The organism is Gottfriedia endophytica, assembly GCF_017814275.1.
Lineage (GTDB): Bacteria > Bacillota > Bacilli > Bacillales > Bacillaceae_G > Gottfriedia > Gottfriedia endophytica.
The window spans coordinates 68,548-93,615 of sequence record NZ_JAGIYQ010000003.1; the positions used below are offsets into that span (position 1 = coordinate 68,548).

At 31.9% G+C, this 25,068-nt stretch carries 25 protein-coding genes; 14 read left to right on the plus strand and 11 right to left on the minus strand.

Translation table 11 applies throughout. The features are described 5' to 3' along the window. Nucleotides 1–113: 113 nt before the first annotated feature. Entirely contained in the window at nucleotides 114–536 is a 423-nt protein-coding gene (locus J5Y03_RS05255; protein ID WP_322099555.1) for a 2'-5' RNA ligase family protein, read from the plus strand. 279 nt (nucleotides 537–815) lie between these two features. Here the strand turns inward: J5Y03_RS05255 and J5Y03_RS05260 are convergent, their stop codons facing one another. Further along, nucleotides 816–1,019, minus strand: coding sequence for a hypothetical protein (locus J5Y03_RS05260; RefSeq protein ID WP_209403295.1), 204 nt, complete (start codon nucleotides 1,017–1,019; stop codon nucleotides 816–818). 329 nt (nucleotides 1,020–1,348) lie between these two features. Here J5Y03_RS05260 and spxA point away from each other — a divergent pair, with 329 nt between their 5' ends. Then, nucleotides 1,349–1,747: a transcriptional regulator SpxA gene (gene spxA, locus J5Y03_RS05265; RefSeq protein WP_209403297.1), complete on the plus strand. Its 399-nt coding sequence runs from the start codon at nucleotides 1,349–1,351 to the stop codon at nucleotides 1,745–1,747. A gap of 139 nt (nucleotides 1,748–1,886) precedes the next feature. Here spxA and J5Y03_RS05270 read toward each other — a convergent pair whose 3' ends face one another. Then, nucleotides 1,887–2,561 carry a TerC family protein gene (locus J5Y03_RS05270; RefSeq protein ID WP_209403299.1) on the minus strand — a complete coding sequence of 225 codons (675 nt, stop codon included), beginning with the start codon at nucleotides 2,559–2,561 and terminating at the stop codon, nucleotides 1,887–1,889. A gap of 428 nt (nucleotides 2,562–2,989) precedes the next feature. Here J5Y03_RS05270 and mecA point away from each other — a divergent pair, with 428 nt between their 5' ends. The 4 genes from mecA to pepF all read left to right on the plus strand — a co-directional run bounded on the left by mecA (nucleotide 2,990) and on the right by pepF (nucleotide 8,666). Beyond that, nucleotides 2,990–3,664 (plus strand): adaptor protein MecA, encoded by a 675-nt coding sequence (gene mecA / locus J5Y03_RS05275; protein ID WP_209403301.1) that lies wholly within the window; start codon nucleotides 2,990–2,992, stop codon nucleotides 3,662–3,664. 50 nt (nucleotides 3,665–3,714) lie between these two features. Then, on the plus strand, nucleotides 3,715–5,265 hold the full coding sequence (gene cls / locus J5Y03_RS05280; protein WP_209403303.1) for a cardiolipin synthase: 1,551 nt from the start codon (nucleotides 3,715–3,717) through the stop codon (nucleotides 5,263–5,265). Between the two features lie 118 nt (nucleotides 5,266–5,383). Then, nucleotides 5,384–6,571: a competence protein CoiA gene (locus J5Y03_RS05285; RefSeq protein WP_209403305.1), complete on the plus strand. Its 1,188-nt coding sequence runs from the start codon at nucleotides 5,384–5,386 to the stop codon at nucleotides 6,569–6,571. Nucleotides 6,572–6,851: 280 nt separating this feature from the next. Next, nucleotides 6,852–8,666, plus strand: a complete 1,815-nt coding sequence (pepF, locus tag J5Y03_RS05290; RefSeq protein ID WP_209403307.1) for an oligoendopeptidase F — start codon at nucleotides 6,852–6,854, stop codon at nucleotides 8,664–8,666. A 247-nt stretch (nucleotides 8,667–8,913) separates the two neighbouring features. On the opposite strand, the gene J5Y03_RS05295 is transcribed toward pepF, so the two are convergent. The 3 genes from J5Y03_RS05295 to J5Y03_RS05305 all read right to left on the minus strand — a co-directional run bounded on the left by J5Y03_RS05295 (nucleotide 8,914) and on the right by J5Y03_RS05305 (nucleotide 11,726). Beyond that, nucleotides 8,914–9,786: a DsbA family protein gene (locus J5Y03_RS05295; RefSeq protein WP_209403308.1), complete on the minus strand. Its 873-nt coding sequence runs from the start codon at nucleotides 9,784–9,786 to the stop codon at nucleotides 8,914–8,916. A gap of 660 nt (nucleotides 9,787–10,446) precedes the next feature. Further along, nucleotides 10,447–11,133, minus strand: a complete 687-nt coding sequence (locus J5Y03_RS05300) for a lytic transglycosylase domain-containing protein (RefSeq protein WP_245208769.1) — start codon at nucleotides 11,131–11,133, stop codon at nucleotides 10,447–10,449. Beyond that, on the minus strand, nucleotides 11,130–11,726 hold the full coding sequence (locus tag J5Y03_RS05305) for a CYTH domain-containing protein (RefSeq protein ID WP_209403310.1): 597 nt from the start codon (nucleotides 11,724–11,726) through the stop codon (nucleotides 11,130–11,132). The genes J5Y03_RS05300 and J5Y03_RS05305 overlap by 4 nt, the downstream gene beginning before the upstream one ends. Before the next feature lie 411 nt (nucleotides 11,727–12,137). On the opposite strand from J5Y03_RS05305, the gene J5Y03_RS05310 reads away from it, so the two are divergent. From J5Y03_RS05310 to J5Y03_RS05325, 4 genes are read left to right on the plus strand one after another with little or no spacing between them, the layout of a single operon-like run. Then, nucleotides 12,138–12,515 (plus strand): UPF0738 family protein, encoded by a 378-nt coding sequence (locus tag J5Y03_RS05310; RefSeq protein ID WP_209403312.1) that lies wholly within the window; start codon nucleotides 12,138–12,140, stop codon nucleotides 12,513–12,515. A 15-nt stretch (nucleotides 12,516–12,530) separates the two neighbouring features. Further along, a complete protein-coding gene (locus tag J5Y03_RS05315) occupies nucleotides 12,531–13,154 on the plus strand; it encodes a GTP pyrophosphokinase (protein ID WP_209403314.1) in 624 nt (207 codons plus the stop codon). A 13-nt stretch (nucleotides 13,155–13,167) separates the two neighbouring features. Next, nucleotides 13,168–13,962 (plus strand): NAD kinase, encoded by a 795-nt coding sequence (locus J5Y03_RS05320; RefSeq protein WP_245208770.1) that lies wholly within the window; start codon nucleotides 13,168–13,170, stop codon nucleotides 13,960–13,962. Nucleotides 13,963–13,974: 12 nt separating this feature from the next. Then, nucleotides 13,975–14,874 carry an RluA family pseudouridine synthase gene (locus J5Y03_RS05325; protein WP_209403318.1) on the plus strand — a complete coding sequence of 300 codons (900 nt, stop codon included), beginning with the start codon at nucleotides 13,975–13,977 and terminating at the stop codon, nucleotides 14,872–14,874. Nucleotides 14,875–15,278: 404 nt separating this feature from the next. Here the strand turns inward: J5Y03_RS05325 and prpE are convergent, their stop codons facing one another. After that, entirely contained in the window at nucleotides 15,279–16,022 is a 744-nt protein-coding gene (gene prpE / locus J5Y03_RS05330; protein ID WP_209403320.1) for a bis(5'-nucleosyl)-tetraphosphatase PrpE, read from the minus strand. 414 nt (nucleotides 16,023–16,436) lie between these two features. Continuing rightward, nucleotides 16,437–17,600, minus strand: coding sequence for an FtsW/RodA/SpoVE family cell cycle protein (locus J5Y03_RS05335; RefSeq protein ID WP_209403322.1), 1,164 nt, complete (start codon nucleotides 17,598–17,600; stop codon nucleotides 16,437–16,439). 362 nt (nucleotides 17,601–17,962) lie between these two features. On the opposite strand from J5Y03_RS05335, the gene fabI reads away from it, so the two are divergent. Then, entirely contained in the window at nucleotides 17,963–18,733 is a 771-nt protein-coding gene (fabI, locus tag J5Y03_RS05340; RefSeq protein ID WP_209403324.1) for an enoyl-ACP reductase FabI, read from the plus strand. Nucleotides 18,734–19,143: 410 nt separating this feature from the next. Here the strand turns inward: fabI and J5Y03_RS05345 are convergent, their stop codons facing one another. Next, nucleotides 19,144–19,809 carry a DUF2642 domain-containing protein gene (locus J5Y03_RS05345; protein WP_209403326.1) on the minus strand — a complete coding sequence of 222 codons (666 nt, stop codon included), beginning with the start codon at nucleotides 19,807–19,809 and terminating at the stop codon, nucleotides 19,144–19,146. A 216-nt stretch (nucleotides 19,810–20,025) separates the two neighbouring features. Continuing rightward, nucleotides 20,026–20,511, minus strand: a complete 486-nt coding sequence (locus J5Y03_RS05350) for a hypothetical protein (RefSeq protein WP_209403329.1) — start codon at nucleotides 20,509–20,511, stop codon at nucleotides 20,026–20,028. Nucleotides 20,512–20,814: 303 nt separating this feature from the next. Here J5Y03_RS05350 and J5Y03_RS05355 point away from each other — a divergent pair, with 303 nt between their 5' ends. Beyond that, nucleotides 20,815–21,252, plus strand: coding sequence for a CotO family spore coat protein (locus J5Y03_RS05355; RefSeq protein WP_209403331.1), 438 nt, complete (start codon nucleotides 20,815–20,817; stop codon nucleotides 21,250–21,252). A gap of 54 nt (nucleotides 21,253–21,306) precedes the next feature. On the opposite strand, the gene J5Y03_RS05360 is transcribed toward J5Y03_RS05355, so the two are convergent. Then, entirely contained in the window at nucleotides 21,307–21,903 is a 597-nt protein-coding gene (locus J5Y03_RS05360; RefSeq protein WP_209403333.1) for a CotY/CotZ family spore coat protein, read from the minus strand. Nucleotides 21,904–22,059: 156 nt separating this feature from the next. Between J5Y03_RS05360 and J5Y03_RS05365 the strand changes: the two genes are divergently transcribed. Together J5Y03_RS05365 and J5Y03_RS05370 are read left to right on the plus strand one after the other, a co-directional pair. Continuing rightward, complete coding sequence (locus J5Y03_RS05365) at nucleotides 22,060–22,416, plus strand: DUF1360 domain-containing protein (protein ID WP_407648404.1); 357 nt, start codon at nucleotides 22,060–22,062, stop codon at nucleotides 22,414–22,416. Nucleotides 22,417–22,485: 69 nt separating this feature from the next. Beyond that, nucleotides 22,486–22,689 carry a hypothetical protein gene (locus tag J5Y03_RS05370; protein ID WP_209403335.1) on the plus strand — a complete coding sequence of 68 codons (204 nt, stop codon included), beginning with the start codon at nucleotides 22,486–22,488 and terminating at the stop codon, nucleotides 22,687–22,689. Between the two features lie 73 nt (nucleotides 22,690–22,762). Here the strand turns inward: J5Y03_RS05370 and J5Y03_RS05375 are convergent, their stop codons facing one another. Next, nucleotides 22,763–25,036 (minus strand): ATP-dependent helicase, encoded by a 2,274-nt coding sequence (locus tag J5Y03_RS05375; protein ID WP_209403337.1) that lies wholly within the window; start codon nucleotides 25,034–25,036, stop codon nucleotides 22,763–22,765. Between the last annotated feature and the right edge of the window lie 32 nt (nucleotides 25,037–25,068).

Genomic DNA, 25,068 nt, shown 5'->3' on the forward strand with positions numbered 1-25,068 from the left:
TATGAATGCAATTTTTTATTGGTGTAGTACCACCTGATGAATATAAAAATAAAATTATGTAATTCCAAAACCAATGGTCAAATAATTTTCTAATTGATGTTGTTGAACCTCATATTACTGTAAAGGCTCAAGGAGGATTAACAAGCGACAAAGATTGGTTAGATAAAGTGAATAATATTTGTGAAAGTTTTCCATCTTTTGAAGTAGTGTTAAATAAACCAGCTTTTTTTGGAGATAGCGTATTATTTTTAACTGTTGACTCTGATAAAATATATGATTTACATAAAAAAATTATTGAAGCAGTTTCACCTACTGAAGAAATAATCAAACAATATTTAGAGCTAGGTGACTATACGGCTCACTTAACATTAGGACAAACTTATTTTGGATTAACAAGCGAAGAATTAAAAGAAATGGCTTATAGGGCAGAAAAAGAATTAATACCTTATCCAACATTTGAGGTAAACTTCTTAAGAGTGTATCAAGAAATTGAAGCAAATAAATACTTCAAATACATAGATATTCCGTTAAAATAAGGCTCTTTTTTAAAGAATTGTTACTATTAGGTATTGTAAATTTTAAGACAGAAGTTGATTGGAACGGAAGGATGAACGACTCCTATGGGAGATGCGGGAAGGCTGAGACCCCGCAGGAGCGTATGCGACGAGGAGGCTCAGCTCACGCCCATAGGAAAGCGAGCATCCTGGAGTGGAAATCAACTTACACATACTTATATAGCAACAATATATACGAAAACAGCCTAAAATAAAATGACTGTCCTAGACAGTCATTTTAAGCTTTAAAACTAGATTATTTTAATAAGTTTTTTTGCGGTAAATTCCTTTACCACCTACACGGTTGAAATTTGCTGTCATGCGATCAGACATATCAACAAATTTACTTTTTTCCTTGCGACCAAATAGTTTTTCACCAATACTATTTGTAATAACACCATTAAACGCTGTTATACCAATAACGAATATTGCAACAAGCACTAGATCTATAAAATAACCTACCATATATAAACCTCCGATATTGTTCTCTATTTTATTTTAATAGATTTAAAAGTTATATGAAAGCGTTTAGTTGTAAAAAACTTAAAAATATACAGAAAACTGTTGATGATTGTAACATTTTTTTAAGTTTTTTTTTATAAATTAGTGTATATTTATAGAATTTAGTATAGTATAATGTGAACATAAAGTGATAATTTATAGTTATTATAAAAAAGTAATTTATCTAAAAAATAGCTATGTTGTTTTGTGAATATAAACAATGTAATTAAACAGAGCTAAAAATAAAAATTGATTATGACTTTCAGACTAATGTATATTAGGGGGAGAGCAGTATGGTAATCTTATATAATTCACCAAGTTGTACTTCTTGTAGAAAAGCTAAATTATGGTTAGAAGAAAACAATATTCCTTATAAAGAAAGAAATATTTTTTCAGAGCAATTGTCAATCGAAGAAATTAAACAAATTTTAAGAATGACAGAAAGCGGAACTGATGAGATTATTTCTACAAGATCTAAAATTTTTCAAGAGTTAAATGTTGATTTAGAGAGTCTTCCACTTCAGGATTTATACGATATCATTCAAAAATATCCTGGATTATTAAGAAGACCAATTATTATCGACGATAAACGTCTTCAAGTAGGCTACAATGAAGATGAAATTAGAAGATTTTTACCACGTTCAGTGCGTACGTATCAATTAAAAGAAGCACAAAGATTAGTAAATGAATAATTTTTTAATCTTATCTATGTGAAACATAATACAATATTAATCAGTTAAAAAGATTATTATTTAACCTATGAATTCACTTATTATTTTATGTTTGATATATAGCTGTAGAAAGTAACGCATGTACTTTCTACAGCTTTTTTTACATTTCTCTTTTTTTAAGCTTCAAAAAGTTAAAGAATCCTCCTACGGTAGTAATCAATAAAACACATGATGTCGGGATTAGAATGTTGAGATAATTGTCATTACCAATTAATGATGCAATAAATGGTTCCTCAATCAACATATTTCCTGCAGTTATTGCAAGAACACCAGCTCCTATAAAAACTAGGATGGGGAAACGTTCTAAAAAGAATAAGACAACCTTACTACCCCAAATGATGATTGGGATGGAAATACAGAGACCAAATATTACTAGGGAAGGATGCCCATTTGAAGCACCTGCAATAGCTAATACATTATCAATCCCCATTACTAAATCAGCAAATACAATCGTACGAATCGCTTGGAAGACCGAATAATTTTCTTTAATACTTGATAAGTGATCATTTTCTTGAATTAATAAATTATAAGATATGTATAATAAAAGAATTCCTCCGATTAAATGTAAGAAAGGTACTTTTAATACAAATATAGCTCCCAGTGTAAGAATTATTCTTAACGAAATCGCAATGATTGTCCCTAAAATAATTGCAAAGTTCCGCTTTTTAGAAGGAAGCTTTCTACATGCAAGTGCAATTACAATCGCATTGTCGCCACCTAAAATAATATCAATTGTAATAATAAAGAATATAGACCATAGATAAGACAGTTCCAAAAGAATTCCACCTCATTTTTAAAATTGTAAGAAATGTTTAATGTTTGTCCTTGTATATTCTAGGTATATGTTTGTTTTTCAAAATTAGGTGAATTATATTTTCAAAATGGGACTTCTTATCATAAAATAAACTTAGATATGTTGCCATATAGGTAATCATATCGATCAAATAAGGAAATGTAATCCAAGTAAAAATATGTAAAAGTTCTCGTATTAGCTTTTACAATTTATTCATGATAAGATAGTACAAATTATGATTTAGATGATTAATTTTGAATCTTTTTAAAAAAATGTTGCTTCCCGAGATTTTTAAATTTATAGATAGAAGTTGTAATCAATTAACGCATTCTAAAATAGCAACAATGTTTACGAAAACATAGCCTTAGTTCTTATATAAATGATGAATTAGCAGGAGAGGAGAGGAAGAAATGGAAATCGAACGCATTAACGACAATACTTTTAAATTCTCCATATCCTATATGGACATAGAAGAAAGAGGTTTCTCTAAGGATGAGGTTTGGTTAGACCGTGAGAGAAGTGAGCAACTATTTTGGGAACTAATCGATGAGGCTCATTTAACAGAGGAATTTATTTCAGGAGATCCTTTATGGATTCAGGTTCAAGCTTTAGATACTGGAATTGAAGTAGTTGTTACGAAAGCTGTTTTATCAAAAGACGGGAAAAAAGTAGAAGTTAATTTAGGAGATCATGAAAAAAATCTAGAAATTCCTTTTATCCCACTTGATGAAGACGATGAGTCAGAATTAGAAGATGAAGAATTCTATGAATCATCTCATGAAATACATGAACAAAAAAATTATGTCATTTCTGTAAAAAATCTTGAAGATTTAATTGAAATGTCTCACGCGGCAGATTTATCAACTGTTTTTAATACGATTTATTCTTATAATGAACAATATTATGTATATGTAGAATTTAATGAAGAGGCATATAACGAAAAAGAAATTCTTCAAATTATTTCTTTATTATTAGAATATGGTCAACGATCAAAAATAACAGTTCATGTATTAGAGGAGTACGGAAAGAAGATTTACGAGGAAACTGCATTGTCATTTTTTAAATCAATGTTTTCAATTTCCTAGGAGCCTATTTCACATGAAATCGGCTTCTTTTTTTCTGAAGGAGAGGTAAGATGAGATTTAGGTTTAAAATAGCACTATTTATTATTATTGCATTAGTCATTCTTTATTTTACTTCACCAATGCTAACATATAACTGGCTACTTGATATTATTCTTTATGGAAAAATGAATTTCGTTAGTGGAGTTAGTGTTATGTTTTCCATTACTGCTATTGGTGTTGCATTTATCATATTCTTAGAAAATCGAAATCCAGCGAGGACATTAACTTGGATTGTTGCTTTAGCAATATTTCCAGTGTTTGGTTTTTTCTTTTATTTGTTATTTGGTCAAAGTTATCGAAAAAAACGAATTTACAAAAAAAAGTCTATAATTGATGAACATGTCTATCAATTATATAAACGAAAGAACCCTGTAGATGTTAGTGATTTGGCCGAAAAGAACGATAAACTAGATTATTTACTGAAAGTAGGACTGACTCAAGGGAATATTGGTTTATCCAGAAATACAAAAACGCAAGTCCTAACGAATGGTACTGAAACCTTTCCTGCCATTTTAGAAGAGTTAAAAAAAGCAAAACACCATATCCACATGGAATTTTATATTGTTCGGGATGACGATATAGGTACTCAAATTAAAGACATCTTAATTGAAAAAGCTAAACAAGGTGTTGAGGTTCGCTTTTTATATGATGGAGTTGGAAGTTGGCAACTTTCCAAAACATATAAAAATGATTTAATTGAAGCTGGTGTTCAAATCGTTCCATTTTCACCAGTAAAAATTCCGATTTTAAATGATACGATTAATTATCGAAACCATAGGAAAATTGTGGTGATCGATGGGCAAGTTGGTTTCGTAGGTGGTTTAAATATTGGTGATGAGTATTTAGGGAAAGATGAATACTACGGGAAATGGAGAGATACTCATCTGAAATTAGTTGGTGAAGCTGTCCAATCTTTACAGGTTATCTTTTTACAAGATTGGTTTTATATGACAAATGAAATTATTAAAGGCCCTGTTTATTTTCAAATAACTGATTTGCCTGAATTCTATTCTGAAGGGGTCGTTCAAATTGTTGCAGGTGGTCCGGATAATAAACATGATGTGATAAAGCAATTATTTTTTGCAATGATAACGAATGCAAGAAAAAATATCTGTATAATGACTCCTTATTTTGTTCCAGATGACGATCTGTTAACAGCACTTAAGGTTGCTGCTAATGCAGGTGTTAAGGTGCAAATATTAGTGCCAGATCGTCCAGACAAAAAAATTGTATTTCATGCTTCAAGGTCATATTTCCCTGAATTATTAGATGCCGGCGTTGAAATTTATGAATACAAACAAGGCTTTCTACACGGCAAAATACTAATGGCAGATGATGAGGTAGCTTCTATTGGTACAGCAAATATGGATATGAGAAGCTTTCATTTAAACTTTGAAATAACAGCCTTTTTATATTTAGAACAAAGTATAGAAAGATTAGCAGCAGATTTTCAAGATGATTTGAAGAATTCACGACAAATCAAATATACCGACTTTTTGAAAAGACCAATGTATTTACGAATTTTCGAATCATTATCAAGATTACTAGCACCATTATTATAGGTGAGTAATAACCCAATCTAATTGGGTTATTTTTTTGCTTTAAAATTCAAATTTAGAATGAAAGTAGGATAATCCAAGACCTTAGTCGAAGGAAAAGAAATAGAAAGGGAGGGATAAAATGCTAGTAGCAAGTACAAAAAACAAAATATTAATCAATTTAGCTGATGCTAAATCAAAGGAAGAATTAATTTTGTTGAAAAAACAAAATCAATATTACTGTCCAATTTGTAATGAATCGGTTATTTTGAAAATTGGAGAAAGAAAAAGACCTCATTTTGCTCATAGTTCATTAATTCACTGTATAGGAAGGGAAGGGGAATCAGATGTTCATAATCATGGGAAAATTGATATTTATAAATGGTTAAAAAAACAATATGAAAACGTAGAACTAGAAAAGTATTTTCCAGAAATAAATCAGCGTACAGACATATTATTATCACACAATGAAATTTTCCTATGTATAGAGTATCAGTGCTCAAAGATTCCAAACGCAAAATTAAAAGAGAGGACAATAGGTTATAAAAATCAGGGTATTCCAGTTCTATGGATTCTTGGGCTTAGGCATTTGCTACGAAAAAAAAACAATATTTTTCGTTTAAATGAGATTTCACTAAACTGCATGATCGAAACAAGTAGCTTCTGTTTATTCTTTTATGATCCACATATTAAATCTTTTATTCAATTATCCTCTTTAATTTCATTTTCTTCCACAATATATATTGGTCAGTTAACCATTCTTCCATTGAAAGCATCAAACTTTATAGATTTAGGAAAAAAACATCAACTTTCTCAAAAACAATTTATCGAGAGTTGGTGTAATTTAAAAAGAAAATACCGTCTTAGTCAGCACTTACTAATCAATGGGAATTTTTATCCTTTCAAACAACTTTTATATAAAAATTACATTCCATATATGCCTGGACTTATTGGAGTACCTTTAAAAGAAAACTGTCTATTACATGAACATTGCATCATTTGGCAAGGGATGCTTTATTTAACATTTATTTATCCTAAAAATCGGAATGAAGAAATTTGTTTTAATGATATGGTTTGTTTTGTTCAAAATAAAATAGATAACGGATGTTGGAAAGTAAACGTTTTACAAGTAATAAATCATGTCACAATTTGTGACCTAATAAATAGTTATTTGACTGTTTTAGAGCATTTTGGAATCATACGAAGAGAAAAAAATGGTAAAATCAAGAAAATGGTGGATAATTCTAATCCTAATTCTCTTGAGGAAGCATTTATAGAGGATGAAAAGATTTGCCAAATAGCCTATCTTATCCTATTCCAAAAAAAGTAGGGAATTTTATCCCGCTATTCGCGGGCAGTAAGACACTCACCTCAAGAATCAAAGAGAAACGAGGAAGATAGGTGGTGGATAACTGCCCGTAAAAGCCCGATTTGGCGGGCTAACCATCAGTGTGGGAAAAAAGAAATCCCCCTCTGATGGAGGTTTCACTTTATTGGGTAATTTATCATAAATTTAAGAAGGGAAATACAAAAGATGGACAGAATAGTATAAAAGAGTACTTATGTTCATACTTCCTAATAAAAGGTTAAAATTTTAAGGGGGAATTAAAATGTCAGAGCAAAAAACAGTAAAAAAATTACCGAATCGTTCTGAGGTAGATGCTCAGTTAACTTGGAGATTAGAAGATATTTATGAAACGGATCAAAAGTGGGAAGAGGAATTTAAAAAAATTCAATCACTGATTCCTACAATGAAAGAGTATAAAGGGAAATTAAATCAGTCTTCTGAAACATTAGTAGAATCTTTAAAGAAGAACGATGAAATTTCATTATTAATGGGAAAACTGTATACATACTCTCACATGCGTTATGACCAAGATACAACTAATTCTACATATCAAGCTTATGACGATCGTGCAAAGAGTTTATACTCTGAATTTGCTAGTGTTACATCTTATTTTATTCCGGAATTATTATCCATTGAGGAAGAAAAGCTAAATTCATTTTTAGAAGAAAATAAGGACTTGCAACTTTACAAACATTCATTAGAGGAAATCTTAAAACAAAAACCTCATGTATTGTCAGCGGAGGAAGAAGCAATTCTTGCACAGGCTTCAGAAGTTTTATCATCTTCTAGTTCAACTTTTGGCATGTTAAATAATGCAGATATAAAATTTCCTACAATTGAGGATGAAAATGGAGAGCATGTTGAAATCACACATGGCGGATATATACACTTGCTAGAAAGTAGTGACCGTCGTGTAAGAAAAGAAGCGTTTGAAGGAGTATATAATACATACGATTCGTTTAAAAATACATTTGCTAGTACACTAAGTGGAAATGTTAAAAGAGATAATTTTAATGCAAAAGTTCGAAAATATGAAAGTGCAAGACAAGCCGCACTAAGTAACAACAATATCCCTGAGTCAGTTTATGATCAATTAGTTGGAGCGGTAAATGATCATTTACATTTACTTCACAGATATATTAATATCCGCAAAAAAGCGTTGAAGCTTGATGAACTTCATATGTATGATTTATTTACTCCTCTTGTAGAAGAAGTGAAAATGGAAGTAACGTATGATGAAGCAAAGGAAACGCTGTTAAAAGCTTTAAAGCCTCTTGGAGAAGAATATATTGAGGTTTTAAAAGAGGCTTATGAAAACCGATGGGTTGACGTAGTTGAAAATAAAGGAAAACGTAGTGGTGCATATTCTTCAGGAGCATATGGAACAAATCCTTATATTTTAATGAACTGGCACAATAATGTAAATAATTTGTTTACATTAGCTCATGAATTTGGTCATTCAATGCATAGTTATTACACTCGAAAAACGCAGCCTTATGTATATGGAGATTACTCAATTTTCGTTGCAGAGGTAGCTTCAACTTGTAATGAGGCAATTTTAAATGATTACCTGTTAAAGAATACAGAAGATCCAAAACAACGTTTATATCTTTTAAATCATTATTTAGAAGGATTTAGAGGTACAGTTTTCCGTCAAACGATGTTTGCTGAGTTTGAACATACTATTCATCAATTAGCACAAAATGGTGAAGCATTAACGCCTGATTTATTAACAAAAACGTATTATGAATTAAACAAAAAGTATTTTGGGGAAGACATCGTAATTGATGAGTTAATCGGATTAGAATGGAGCCGAATTCCTCATTTTTACTATAATTATTATGTTTATCAATATGCAACTGGATTTAGTGCAGCTACAGCTCTTTCTAAGCAAATATTAGAAGAAGGGGAGCCTGCTGTTGAGCGTTACTTAGGCTATTTAAAATCAGGAAGCTCTGATTATCCAATTGAGGTGTTGAAAAAAGCTGGAGTTGATATGACATCTTCTCAACCAATTGTAGAAGCATTAAAAGTGTTTGAAGAAATGTTAAATGAACTTGAAGAGTTATTATTCTAATTAGTTCCTTTATAGAGGAACAAAAATGATACTTTTGATTGTATCAAATTAAGCGAAAATGTGTCTAAATTGTGAAATACTGTTCAAAGGGTTGCAAAATAAATCGAAACGATGTATTATATGGGTGTGAACTAATTCACAAACACAAATACCCCTTTGTTTGAACGTGAAAATTTCTCCCATCCCCTATGATGTCTTAATTGACATCGAAAAAAAGGACTCGGCGTAAGCTGAGTCCTTTTTTATTTCAATGTATATATTGGTAAAATTCAGTGTCGTTCTGGATAACCTTTTTAACTTTTCTTAATAACATCATTTTCTTTAGATATAATTCAATTTGTTGTATTGATTGCTCATACACATCACAAAGCTCATTCACTGTAACGAAAGGATTCACCTTAATATAATCAAGTAAATCTGGTAAATTTCGTTTAGTTAATTTTTCTTTACTCATTAATTGAAGGATTTTTACATAAGTTTGATAACTTTCAAATCCATTAATTTTTAAGCCTTCTTCTTCAATATTTTCACTAAAAAATACTACACTTGGAATTTCGGTAATAAGCATTTCTTTTGTAATTTTTAAATCACATTGAAAGGCTTTGATTGATAGAGGTCCGTTTAAATCATCAATAAATTCTTTCACATCAATATTAATTTCCTTGGCACATTCGATTAGCACTTCTTTTTCAGTAATATCTTTATTCATTAAAAAATAATATTCTTGGAGCTTCTTTAAATAATTAAGGCCAGCATGTCGCCCTTGAAGTTCAGCTGCCTTAATTGCAATGGCAGAATAATAAGGATAAAGCTCTTTATTATCAAGCCAAATATCTTGATCACATAGAATATCAGAACGTCTAGCAGTTTTTTCCCATACAAATGAAAGTGAATTAAAATTTTTTTCTAGTAGTTTTTTTGTTGTATAATATCCGCTAACTGGAATAAAGGTAGCGGAAAAGTAATGACCGTATTCTAAGATGAACTTTTTAAAAGATGCACTAAAATCCCAACAATTTCTACAAAGAGGATCTATAAAAACATAGAGTTCGATTGGTTTCTTAGTGCAACAGGTTTCTTTTGATGGATTAGATTCATTGTTACAATAGTTGTCATGCATTCTTTTCACCCTTAATAAAGCTAATTTCTGATTTTTTTAGCATTATTTGAAATAATGCTTACCAATATATACTCTCGCTTTATCTAAAAATATTGTAGCAATGTGAAACAAATATATCAAATGACATGCATTACAGTATGAGTATTTTTTAATAATCAAAATTTTTCATCTAAGCTTTTATTGAAAATATTGTTGCTTTTTCAGTATGTGTAAGTTGATTTCCACTCCAGGATGCTCACTTTCCTAGGGGCGTGAGCAGAGCCTCCTCGTCGCTAACGCTCCTGTGGGGTCTCAGCCTTCCCGCATCTCCCACAGGAGTCGAGCACCCTTCCGTTCCAATCAACTTATTATCAATATCAAATCTCCAAAAAAAGACAATCGTTTAGAAATGAGTCTATATCTAAGTAATTAGTCTCAGTTAAGAAATTCGATCGTATAAAAATGAGGCTCTGAACTATTTAATGTGTTTTTTTAGATTGTTTGAACCGACACTCTTTAAGAAAAAAGGCTCCGAGATTTCGCAGAGAGGAAGGGGCGAAGAGGATGTTAGTCCATAAAATGGATGTTTTCTTGCAAATATCAAAAATTGAGTTCATCATAAAAAAATAGCTAACCAATTAGCATTGCACTAATAAGTTAGCTATATAATGGAATTTGTTTTTAAGCTTCTAAATAAGTTTGAGACACCTTTTTAACGTAATCTTGTGTTTCTTTAAATGGTGGAATTCCGCCATATTTACGAACGTTTCCCATTCCTGCATTATAAGCTGCCAGCGATAATGGTAAATTATTATCATACATTGTTAAATAACGCTTAATTTCGCGAGTACCAGCTTCGATGTTCTGTTTTGGATCAAAAGGATTTGAGACACTATATTCTTTTAAATTTACGGGCATTAATTGCATAAGACCTTTTGCACCAGCATGACTTACTGCATTTGGATTAAAGTTTGATTCATGCTGAATAATTGCTTTAATCAAATTAGCATCCACATCATATTTTTGTGACATCTCTTGGATAATGTCATCATATTGGGTTACTTTACCACTTATATTTTTATTTGGAGAAAGCTCTGTTTTTCCTACAGGGTATGTATTACTGATATCCATTGTTGGATCATTAGTTAAAAATGGATTTCCATAAGATAAGGCCGGTTGCTGAACATTAATGATGTTATTTGAGTTTTGATCGGTTTGATCTTTTGATAACAATGATTGAAGCTCATCATTAAACATTGCATTGAAAATAGAGCTTGTATCATTGTTGCTTGTTTGATTAGATGATGAAGCACTAAGATTTGATAAGGCTTGAAGCTGAATAAATTTTTGAATCGTTTCAGTGTTCATTCTATTTTCTCTCCTACTAGCTGTTGTTTAACAGTGAAAAAACGTTTAATTTTATTTGGAGTTTCACGAATTGGGATCTGTAATTGGTTTAATAGATTAGAAAAAACCTCTGATCCAATTTTTTCATCAGTTACTTCATATTCTATTTCATAATCATCTATATGAAAATAAGTACTATGGTCTAAAACAAGTAACCCTTCTTGGTATAGAAGTTCTGCACGGTTTGTAGCAAGTTCACCAAATAAGCACAACTTTTGACATGACACTCCATTTTCTTCCAAATAACTCTTCACTTCACCTGTTGGTATAGCATTTGAATTTAGCATATTTTTTGCAGGTTCTTCTGTTAATGTTTGATGTATTTCTAAATGACCAACTGATTGTTTTAATTTCAATGTTAATGTATAGGAATTATTTTTTTCTCTAATTCTTAAAGCTCCACCTAATCTTTTGATATCGAATGTTGGTGAGTCAAAATAATAATTAATTTGTTTTTTAAATAAATCAGATTTAATAGCGAATTTTTCTTTTAGTAGGTCAAATTCTTGTTTAGTAAGTAGATTTTTAAATTCAATTTCAATTTCTCGTGACATAATATTGATCTCCTTTTTGGTTAAGCGGGATTGTTTTTGAATACATTGTGTTTGATGAATATCATTAAATATTGAGGAATTTCATCTCTGATTATCGTTTAACTTTATGATACAATAGGATAGATTAAAACAAGTGGCTCTTTTCTAAAAGATTGTTGTTTTTTAAGAGTTTGTTAAAGCAAACTTCTAATAAAGCTGAAGTTAGTTGGAGCTGAAGGTGCGAGACTCCTGTGGTAGCAGCGGGTCAGGTGAGACCCCGCAGGAGCGATAGCGACGAGGAGGCTCACCGCCCGCCCCACGGAAAGCGAGCATCCTGGAGCTGAGACACCACACTACTTTTTAAATAGCAATATTTACGAAAAAAGCTAATAAGTATGAAACAACTTAGTATTATCGGAGGCAAACTATAATATGCGAAAAATAGAATTAGTTCATGAAGTAGTTCTTGAAGAATCAAGACTAAATCTTAAAATAAAATCAAATGATGTAGATTTATCACAAGCTGTTGAAATAGGAACTTTAATTGCAGATTCGGACAATGCATCATTATTGTATATAATAGAAGAAAAGGAAGATTTTGTATATATTTCGATTCCTAGTTCATTATGGAATGAAATCAATAATGCATACATAAAGGAATTACCAGTATATTTGACTTGTGAAAAAGGAGAAATGCTGCTAGAGAATTGGCAATTCGAACTTTCCACATTTTTAGAAAATGTAGAAGGGAATTTCAACTATGGACAAGAGTTTGTAGAAAAGGTAAATGATGTGTTTTTAAAAAGGTAATTGGTGGTGAACCATATGATAGAACAATTGGAAAAATTTCTAGCTCCTTATGATCAAGCTGTAAATGAATTGAAAGTAAAATTAAAAGGAATACGTAAACAATATGAGGAAACGAACCAACATTCTCCAGTTGAGTTTGTAACAGGTCGTGTTAAACCAGTACATAGTATAATTAAGAAAGCAATACGTAAAAATATCCCAATATCTAATATAGAAAGCGAAGTGCAGGACATTGCTGGACTTCGTATGATGTGTCAATTCAAGGAAGATATTCAGATTGTTGTAGAACTTTTAAGGGAAAGAAATGACTTCAAAATAGTCGAAGAACGAGATTATATTGCTCATAAAAAAAAGAGTGGCTACCGTTCGTACCACGTTGTAGTTGAATATCCAGTTCAAACGATATCTGGTGAAAAAAAAGTACTTGTGGAAATTCAAATTAGAACACTTGCAATGAATTTTTGGGCTACAATCGAACATTCTTTAAATTATAAATATAAAGGGCAATATCCTGAAAACATTCATGAACGTTTGAAGAGAGCGGCAGAAGCAGCTTTTTTACTTGATGAGGAAATGTCTTTAATAAGGGGAGAAATCCAAGAAGCACAAGCGATATTCTCCAAAAAAAATGACCAATAAGGATGGGCAAAAGATGAAATTCGCTATTATGTCAAAGGGAGACCAGGAATCAAATGACATTGCAGAGAAAATGAGAACCTATTTAAATGGGTTTGATTTTGAATATGATGAAGAGCACCCAGAAATTGTTGTTTCAGTTGGGGGAGACGGCACATTACTGCAAGCTTTTCATAGTTACTCTCATATTTTGGATCAAGTGGCATTCGTAGGTGTTCATACAGGACATCTTGGCTTTTATGCTGATTGGTTACCAAGTGAAATTGAAAAGCTTGTCATTGCAATTGCTAAAACGCCATTTCAAGTTGTAGAGTATCCACTGTTAGAGGTAATTGTTCGCTATGTAAATGGACAAAAAGAAATGAAATATTTGGCTTTAAATGAAAGTACAATCAAAGGATTGGAAGGAACATTAGTAATTGATTTAGAGATAAAAGGTCAGCATTTTGAAACCTTCAGAGGAGATGGATTATGTATGTCTACTCCATCAGGAAGTACTGCATATAATAAAGCTCTTGGTGGTGCAATAATCCATCCTTCTATAGAAGCGATCCAAATTGCTGAAATGGCTTCAATCAATAATCGTGTGTTCCGTACGGTAGGTTCACCACTAGTCCTGCCAAAACATCATACATGTTTACTAAAGCCAGTACGTAATGCTAATTTTCAAATTACACTAGATCATACAACAATCGTTCATGAGAATGTTAAATCGATTCAGTGCCGAGTTGCAAATGAAAAAGTACGTTTTGCAAGATTTAGATCATTTCCGTTTTGGAAGCGTGTTAGAGATTCATTTATTAAAGAGTAAGTTGGTGAGTACTTGAAACCTTATACCATTCAGTGGACAGTCTCCGAAGCAGATAGTGGGATATTATTGAGGGACTTTTTGAAAAGAAATGATATTTCAAAAAAGGCTTTAACTGATATCAAATTTAAAGGCGGTTTGATTTTAGTTAATGGAGAAGAAAAAACTGTTCGAACTGTTTTAAATACAAATGATATAGTAAAAGTACAGTTCCCTAGTGAAATATTTAGTGAAGATTTAGTTGTAGAATACATTCCGTTTGACATTGTCTATGAAGATGATTTTGTTTTAGTCATTAATAAACCTTTTGGAATACCAAGTATCCCTTCGCGGGAACACCCAAAAGGGACAATAGCAAATGGCTTACTTTATTATTTTTTTCAAATTGGATTACAATCAACCGTTCATATTGTAACCAGACTGGATAAAGATACATCTGGATTAATGCTGATTGCGAAAAATCGATTTGTACATCATTTATTTTCAAAGAATGGGTTAGAACATATACAGAGGAAATATCTAGCGTTTGTGCATGGACAATTAGAGGATAGCTCTGGAATCATTGATGCTCCGATTGGAAGGAAAGATGATAGTTTGATTGAACGGGAAGTACGGCAAGATGGTCAGAAGGCGGTAACACATTTTGAAGTAATTAGTTTCAATGAAAAGTATTCATTTCTAAGATTACAACTTGAAACAGGTCGTACCCATCAAATTAGAGTTCATTTATCTTTCATAGGTCATTCGTTAGTTGGGGATGATTTATACGGAGGATCAGTTGAAACGTTAAAAAGACAGTCGCTTCATAGTTATGCAATTCAATTTTACCATCCATTTCATCAAAAAAATTATTTGTTTGAGATAGGATTACCTTCTGATTTAGCAGAATGGAAATCAATCCATATGCCTGAATAGAAAATAGTTTAGTAGGTCACTGTTCTTACTTTAGTATGATTAATCTAAAGTGAAAATACAGTGACCTTTTTAATATAGAATTGAAACCAGATAAAATAAATTTTTCTGAAGTGTTATAAAGGTAGGTAAAAATAAAAAAAAGTTTTTTGAAAGCCTTTACAAGAAAACGTTTTCGTTATATAATTTTCAATGTAAAGGGAATAAATTGACTTGCTTAAATTTTATGAAGATTATTGACAAATTTTGTCAGATAGTCTATTTTTAAAATGTATTATTTCAACCATGGGGATGGGAGAAATACATATATAGAATGGAAGGAAAGGGATCCTTCCAAATAAAGGTAGATTACGCTAAGTAATCTACCTTTATTTTTGTAACATAAATTTTTTTTTGAGGAGTCATGTTTATTCAAAATGAGTAAACTTCTCTTCTAAAAAAGGCATACTTGATTTTACCTTCGTAAAAGTTAATGAGGGGTAAGAGAGAGCAGTTAAGTGTCCTCCAAAAACTGCACCTGTATCAATATTGTATGTTTTGTTTATCACTCTAGGCTCTAAAATAGGTGTATGACCGTACACAATGATTGATTCCCCTGTATATTCTTTTGCCCAGTCTCTTCGTACTGGCATTCCATTTGGAAGAACTTCACCTGTTATATCTCCATACAATACAAATGTTTTTACTGAATTTGAGGTTTTACCAATCATTTCTTCTTTAATTCCAGCATGACAAACAATAAGCTTTCTTTGATCTAACATATGATAAAGAGGAGAACCTTCATAAAGTTTTATAAACTTTTCTTTATAATGATTATATTGTTTAGAAGAAAGAGCATCTAATTCTGCTACTGTTGTTTCTAAACCATGCTTAATCTGGACATTTCTCCCGATAAAATAGCGGTAAAGTTTATTACAATGATTACCAGGAGCATAATAGGCAATCTTTTTTCTTATTACAAGTTCGTATACAACATCAATAACTGCTAATGAATTTTTTCCACGATCTGTTAAATCACCTACAAATACTAATCGATCTCCATTGGGATGCATTGGAATCTGATTTTTCCATTCAAAACCAAGTAATTTTGTCAAATTAACAAATTCCTGAAAACATCCATGGATATCTCCTATTATATGATAGGTTTGCATTTGAACACTTCCTTTAATTCCTTAATCAGTGAAATTATCTTATCATCATATAGTATCTATTACAGGATAGAAAATATGAATGTATATAAAAGCTTTATAAAAAATTCTGTTTTCATATACTATGTTGCTATTTAAAAGTACTCTTAGTTGATTGGAGCGAAAGAAATACTCGCTTTCCTTGGGGGGGCGGTGAGCCTCCTCGTCGCTATTGCTCCTGCGGGGTCTCACCTGTCCCGCTGCTCCCACAGGAGTCTCGCACCTTCTGCTCCAATCAACTTATTTATGTCACAGTTTCCAATAACAAAATCTTTATAGAGCAACAATACTTTAGATAAAACCCTAAAAAAAACGAGCCTTAGATAAAATTCTAAAGGCTCGTTTTACAAAACTTTTTTACCTCTACTTATGAGAGTTTTAGTCAAACATGTATTTATTTGTTCTTGATCGTACGTTTAGTACAAAACCGACTGCTAGTAAGTTTGTTGCAAGAGAACTACCACCATAACTTACAAAAGGTAATGTTATACCTGTGATAGGTAGTAATCCAATTGTCATTCCGATATTTTGAAATACTTGGAATGCGAACATACCGACAACGCCAGCACAAATGTAACTTCCAAATCGATCATTGCTTTCTAGTGCAATATGAATCATGCGATAGATTAATAAGAAAAATAGAGAAATAACGATACTAGCACCTATAAACCCAAATTGCTCACCAATTACTGTGAAAATAAAGTCCGTATGTGGCTCAGGGAAATATGCATTACCTTGATGGTATCCTTTTCCGAATAATAATCCGGAACCTGCAGCCATTAGGGCTTGTGTCAATTGGAAACCTTGAGTTGGATACTCATAAGGTGCTAACCAACCATAAAATCGATCAAGTTGGTATGAATGTAAAATATGCGTGATAAAAAATTCGTTATGATAGAAAAATAAATAGACTAAAAAAGCACCTAAACCAAGTGTAATGAATACTAAACTTAAAATATAACGTAAGCGAATTCCTGAAACTACAATAATTGTCGCAATAATTGCACACAGAACCCCTGTATTCCCTAAATCTGGTTCTTTTGCAATTAAGATAAGTGGTGGTAGTGAGACAGCGAATATTTTCCCTAGAAGCAATAAATCGTCTCTTTTTTCTTTAGCAGGATATTTATCATTATGATCAGAAACGATTGTTCCCAAGATAAGTATCATAAAAATCTTCATTAACTCTGAGGGCTGAAAGTTTCCTATGCCTGGGAGTTTATACCATCCCCAACACCCTTTAATTTGTTGTGCACCAGGTACATGTAACGCTAAACCAATTAATAACACCATTCCGATCCCATATAAATACCAAATGATACTTTTATAGCGATCAAAATCAATAATCATGATAAGTGCTATTCCAATAAACCCAATGATATACCATTCAATTTGTTGAGCAGCAAAATTTATATGACGTAGATTACCAGGTAAACTTGGTTCTGCAGCAGTGATGGCAATTACACTTACTGTTGCAATTAGTAGTAAAATAAAGATTAATTTAAAATCGATTTGAAAGAGAGTTGTACGATCTTCCTTCAATTGACTTCACCTCTCTTAAATAAGTAAGTAATTTTTATCTATTTAGTTTGACTTTGTAAAATAAGTAAATAATGAAGATAGTCTGAGAAAACTAATCTCAAACTAATATATCCTAGAATCGATGTAGAAACAATTTTCATTTAACTAGAGGTGCTAATCGTTGATTGATATTCCACTTTTTTAGTATGGTAAGTTATAGTCTATTCTCATGTACGACAATCCCCATTATAATTTATTTTTGTTAATTTAGGAAATAGAATGTCGAAACTTAATAAGAAAATAATGTTTTAAATTTAGTTTTGATGTGATAGTATAATTAGTATCTGGTACTAATATTAAGTTATAAAATAGGAGGATGAAAAATGATTTCATTATCAGGGAAAACTGTTGTAGTAATGGGCGTTGCAAACCATCGCAGTATTGCATGGGGGATTGCAACCTCACTTCATAAAGCTGGTGCAAAGTTAATTTTCACTTACGCAACTGAACGTCTAGAAAAAAATGTACGTGATTTAGCTAATACACTAGGAAGTGAAGATATTCTAGTTTTACCATGTGATGTGACAAGTGATGAAGATATTTATAAATGTTTCTCAACCATTAAAGAAAAAGTAGGCGTAATTCACGGTATTGCTCATTGTATTGCATTTGCAAATAAGGAAGATTTATCAGGTGAATTTGTCGATACAAGTAGAGAGGGCTTTTTACTTTCACAAAATATTAGTGCTTTTTCATTAACTGCTGTTGCACGTGCAGCAAAAGAAGTGATGGTTGAAGGTGGAAGTATCGTTACGTTAACATATTTAGGTGGAGAAAGAGTTGTAAGAAATTACAATGTAATGGGCGTTGCGAAAGCATCTCTTGATGCATCTGTAAGATATCTTGCAAATGACTTAGGAAAGCACGGTATTCGAGTAAATTCAATTTCAGCTGGTCCAATTCGTACACTTTCGGCTAAAGGTGTAGGTGGTTTCAACTCAATCCTAAACGAAATTGAAGAGAAAGCACCACTACGTAAAAATGTAACTCAAGAAGAAGTAGGAGATGCTGCATTATTCTTATTTACTGATCTTTCTAGAGGAATTACTGGCGAAAATATTCACGTTGATTCAGGATACCATATTCTAGGATAATAAAGAAAAGCTGTTTTCGAAACCTTTGTTGATATTTATTAATGATAGAAGTTGATTTCCGTTCCAAACAACTTTTATCAACTTTACTTAATAAAAACTTTTATAATAAATAATCTTTAGAAAACAACATAAAGAAAAGAGATTTCTCACTTGATTGAGAAGTCTCTTTTTCTTTAGCTCTATTTTATAAGATTGTTGATTTTGAGATTATAAATTTTAAAGACAGAAGTTGATTACAATGGAAGGTGCGAGACTCCTGTGGGAATAGCGGGAAGGGGGAGACCCCGCAGGCTTGCCGAGGAGGCTCAGCTCACGCCCCACGGAAAGGGAGCAGCCTGGAATTGTTATCAACTAACGAATTCTATAATAGCAACAATGTATACGAAAACAGACTTTTCTTTTGTATTTATTTAAGGAAGATGAATGGTTTTGACATGACGTAATCCTACTGAAGTAACCAATCCTTTGGCAGAGATTAATTCGATAAAATTTGAATCGATTGATTTTACTTTACCGATTTGCTCATTTCGTTCGCCATTATTGATTATGATCAGCTCATCATTTAATTTTTCTAATTGTACTTCTAGTGTTCTAGCTAAAGGAATACTATTTGGGTTAACTGGAAGGAATTTATTGCTTAAAGAATAAGGCGTTTGGTTATTTACATAAGGAATTAACCATTTTAGATGTTGTAAAGAAATGTACATCGTTTTATTGACTGGTGTATAAAATGAAAAATAATTATTTAGTATACTCGTAACATAGCCGTGGAAAGTTTGGTTATTTGTTACTTTAATTTCGACAAATATACCTTTTGCATTTGTTAAAATTTTGCGTAAAGATAAATCTTCGTGTTCTGGTTGAAAAACAGGTGTTGATGAATCATTTATTAGGTCATTCGGAATAGGTGCTTCATAACAATACTGAATGTGAAGAGTGGGTATATAATAATAATCTTGTCCATTGTGAAGTACAATTAAGTCATTTCCTACATCAATTAATTGACCGTTTAAAGCTTTATTCCCTGAAATTTCAACTGCTATATATTTACTTATTAGGGATTTCAAAGAACTCAAATTTATTTCACCTCTTTAATGATAACCCCATCTTTCTATGAATTTAGACTAAAAACTTTTTTGCCGTTTTATTAAATTTTAGCGTAAACTCATAAGTTTATCTTGGAAGTTAGTTATTGTTTGTACGGAATGAAGGATTGATTTTTCCTATATATAGTTATAATTTAGAGCAAAGGTCGTTTTATTGATAAAATAAAACGACCTTTTCAATTAAACTTATTTTCTTTTTCTTCTAACTGCTCTTGTAGAACTAGAATTAGATTCTTCGCTAACAGATTCATATTTTTCTCCAAAACTAATGCTTCGAATATGGAATGTAGCAAGGTGTATTACTTCGTCATGAGTAATGATTGTTACGTAGTCATGATTTGCATCTTCAAGAATTCCTTCTAATTTTTCATGTCCACCACGATTAATTTTTACCCATTGGTGTTTAGCGGAATGTAGTAATTCTGTAAAATCATCAGCATCTTTATATTCATATTGCTCTAGTTCTTCTAAACTTAAGTCAGAATCTTTTCTAGGGTATTCTGTTAAACTCTTAATATGAAAATATTGATAATATAATATTCCATCATGTTCATTATAAACTGCAAAATGCGATTTGTTAGCGCCTAAAATGAAACCTGTGCTAGATTCATGACCGCCACGATCGATTTTTACTGTTTTACCAATAAAAGAACGTAATAAGTCTTTATTCACTTTTTATCTCTCCTTGAATTTTCTGTGTGATTACATAGTATATATATGAGCCCTGCAAGGGATGTGTACTGAGATATTTGTCCAATTTAACTCTAATCATTGAAAATAATAAAATAGCCTAGTTGATAACTAATTTTTTTAGAAGTGCATAGTGTAAAAAAGGCGTTATTGAAATAACTTCTTGTCTAAAAAATACAACCTAATATTAAAGATGTAGGGTAAATAAGATTTTCTATTCATAACCTGTTTATCTTCTTCATATAATGATTGTAGTGAAGTATATGTATATAGGAGGGGAACACTTTGGTTAAAAGAGAGACAAAGGAAGAATTAAAACCACTATTATACGTTGCACAGCCAGAACTTCCACAAGCAAAATTAAAAGTACAACAATCATTTGTGCTCAAAGGTAAACAAATGAATAATAAAGATGACTTTTCTGACGTGGAATTAAAAACGGAGCCGATTGAAGAGGAGAAACCAATTGAGGTAAAAGAAAAGAAATCGTGGAAAAAAAAGCCATTTAGAGAGATGAGTATTGAAGAAAAAGTTTACTTTATGATCAATAAACCCCACTATATCCCAAAGGTAGAATGTCGTATCCAAACGATTCATGATTTATTGATTGGGTATATCACTGGATATGAAAATAATGAAGTACTGGTTAAAGTTTCTTCAAACTTAACAGAAATGAAAATTCCTATTGTTGAAATTGAGTCAATACAAATGGCAGGAATTTGATACATGAAAAAGGCGGTAGATAAAATCTACCACCTATAGTTTTTTAGTTTACAATTAAAGATTTCTTACGTGAGTATCACGTAAACATTGGATTGCAGCGAAGAAGTTTAGATCTACTGTAACGCAAGTATTAGATGCGAAGAACATATTTTGATTGTTTTGATTGTTCGTTCCATTTACCATTTCACAGAAAGTAACAGTTTGATTTTTATTGCCATCTTTACCGCCAGCTTGATTATTATTTACTAATGCTCTTAAAACTGCACAATTGTCATCGACGCTTTCTACTCTGAAAACAACTGAATCAACACATTGTTCAGTATTCATATTTGCGTTTTGGCCTCCACCAGCACCAGCACCTGCACCTTGCCCCATGGTTTGAGGATTGAAGAATGCTGGTACTCTGAATAATTCGCCGTTCTTTAAAAATAGTAGGAAAGGTCGAGTATTTGCAAGAGGAACGTTAGGGTTTGCACCTAAGAATGGAACATCGCAACCAGTTGGGCAAACGTGAGTAGCACATTCTTGTAGTTCTTCTATAAATTTTATGACATCTTCAACACAGCGTTCACGATTTTGTCTCACTCGAATGTTTTCTCTTTCTCTAACTTCTCTGTTTTCTCTTTCTCTTTCTCTTTCTCTGCCATTCATCTTTTTCACTCCTTATCTTTCAATATGTGATATTACACTACTATCATATTGAAGGACGTAATAAACGGTTACTGATGTTTTAGGGATTTATAAGAAATGGGCTAAGCATGGGCTAAGCATGGGCTAAGCAGATATAGGAAGTGGTGAGATCAAATTGTGATTCATTTAACATGGTATTCACTCGTACTTTTAATATTGGCAAGTTTTCGATTAACTAGATTAGTAGTACATGATAAAATTACCGCGTTTATCCGGAGACCCTTTATAGAAGAAATAATAATAGAAGAAAAAGGTGTACCAGTAACGTATTTGAAAATTAAAGGGAAGGGTTTAAGGAAATTTATTGGAGAATTATTAAGCTGTACTTGGTGTAGTGGGATATGGTGTACTGTTTTTTTAATAGGAAGTGTAGTGTATTTCCCAACCATAGGAGAATTTCTCGTACTGTTATTAGCGATTGCGGGCGGGGCAGGAGTCATTGAAACAATTGTTAGTAAATTGATAGATAGTTGAATACCCCAAACGAACGTTTGAAAAATTCATATAATAAAATGGAATGAATAGATAAGGAGGAACAGACTAGTGAATAATCAACATCAAAATCCTTATTCAAATGTTCCAATGAACCAAGCAGAATTAATGCAATATCAACAACAACTCCATTACCAACAGATGCAGCAAATCCAACATATGCAACAGATAGAGCAACAAGCGCAAACGGAAGGCTATGAAAGAAAACAGGGTTGTGGTTGTGGTAGTAGAGCTAGAAGAACTCGTCGGAAATAAACAAGTGCCAGCTACTTTTGTTACAACACAAAAGTGACTGGCACTTGTTTTGTCTTTTGATAGACTAGCTTCATCATCTTGGAATTAATCTTTTTATCAATCTAGATGGATTTGCCTTTTTATTTCTCCTTCTCTGAAGTATTGAGAGATAAAGAGAATTTCTTGCTCGTGTAATCGCTACGTAAAGAAGTCTACGTTCTTCTTCAATTTGAGTAGAATCGCCATTTTTTAATGCTTCTAATGCATAGTCATGTGGGAAACCACCATCAACTGTACCTAATAGATAAACATAATCATATTCAAGTCCTTTTGAACGATGTGCTGTTAATAAAGAAATACTTGATGTAGACTGTTTGTTTTTTTGAGATCTATATTCTTTGAATTTAGCAGAAATATGAAATGCATGTTCAACGAATTCTCTTTGAGACTTGAAATTTTTACTCACTACCTTTAAATCACGAATATCATCACTTGGCCGTTCGATTTTATTCGCTTCGTTTCCTCTCTTTTTCAAGTAATCCATAAATGCAGGACTTTCTTCAAGTCGTTCGATCGCTTCAAGAGGAGGTAACTCTTTAATTGTTCGAATGAGTTTAATTAGTTTTTCAATTTTTTTAATTTGAAAAGGAGCAGCACTATTTATTGTTGTTAAAGCTTCTAAAAAAGTAAGGTTTTGAAGCACACTATTCATCTTTGCTTCTTGCAAGGCTTGTTGTTTTAAAAACAAAACAGGTAGAAGTTCTTTAATTGCTCCTTGATGATCTTCATCTTGGGTTAACATCAATAAAGAGATCATTTTACGAATAATCGGTCTGTCATAAAATGATTCGCCGTCTTGATCAATGGTAAAAGGCAAGCTTGTTTGAATTAAACGTTCAAATATTGCTCGTGATGCAGTATTTGTTCTGTACAAGACCGCAAATTGTTCAGGTTTTGCACCATTTTTAATTTTTTCTTTTATATCACTTACAATCATTGTAGCCTCTTCTTCTTCATCATAAGGAAAAAAGAATATAGGCACTTGACCTGAATGATGTTGTGCATTCATTGATTTCGCGAAACGGTTATTATTACCTTTAATCGTCTCATTTGCAAGAGAGACAATGCTATGTGTTGAACGGTAATTCTCACTTAAGTGAAGGATTTTTGCATTTGAAAAATGACTTTGAAATTGCAATAGATAATCTGGATTACTCCCTCTGAACGCATAGATCGATTGATCATCATCACCAACAACGGTAATATTTGACGTATCCTGAAAGAGGAGTTTAATGATTAAAAATTGAATTTTATTAATATCTTGAAATTCATCAACAAGTAAACATTTATATCTACTTTGATACTGTTTTAATAGAATAGGGTGCTCTAGTAGCATTTCGTAACATCCTATTAACATATCATCAAAATCAAATAGATTCTGTTGTTTTTTACTATTTTCATATCCTTCATACAGTGCAGCAACTTGCTCTTCCCATGTATCACTAGGTTTAATATCACTTGGATAAATAAATGAATTTTTCCAAAGGCCAATCTGTTGAATAGCTTGGTCAAATGCAAATGATTTTTCTTCAATATCTAATTGTCTTGCAAGCTGTTTTAGCATATTTTCCTTTTGAAAATCGAATTTGATCAGTCTTGATGAATCCCATAATTGACGGTCAAAACGTAGCAGCATTTTATAGAATATACTATGAAATGTTCCAATTTCCATATCTGCAATTGAGTAACCAAAGCTTTTAATTCGTTCTTTCATTTCTTGTGCAGCTTTTGAGGTAAACGTTACAAGCATCATTTCATGTGGCCTGATTCCATACGTACTCATCATATGAATGGCTCTTGAGGTAATTACACGTGTTTTACCACTCCCAGCACCTGCTAATACTAGTAATGGAGAACCTATATAGGTAACAGCTTCCCATTGGTTTGCATCTAAGGTTAAGTTGCTGATTGAAAAGGCCTCTTTGCTACTACTTTTTTTGGAAAATGGAGGAATGCTATGGTATTGTTTACTTTCTAAAAATACTTCCTCATCATTTGTTTCCGAAATTGCTCGCTTTGCAGGCATGCGAAATCCATTTACTTCTCTGATATTATTCATTTCATCTTCAGATTGTTTTTTTCGATTACGTTCCTTGAGTTCTACAACATGCCTGCATAAAGTAGTTTGTTCGATTGTTGAATGGATAAAATGAGGTAGATCATGAATACTTAATGTCATAAAAAGTGGTTTTTGACACTCACAGCATAGTATTTCACCACGAATACTCGCTTGATATAATTCCTCATATCTTTGACGAGGGAATTCAGGTAAATAGATTGTTTGATGTTGATATTGTGCAAGTTTCATAGTCTTTCCCCTCGCTCCGTTTCTATATTCAG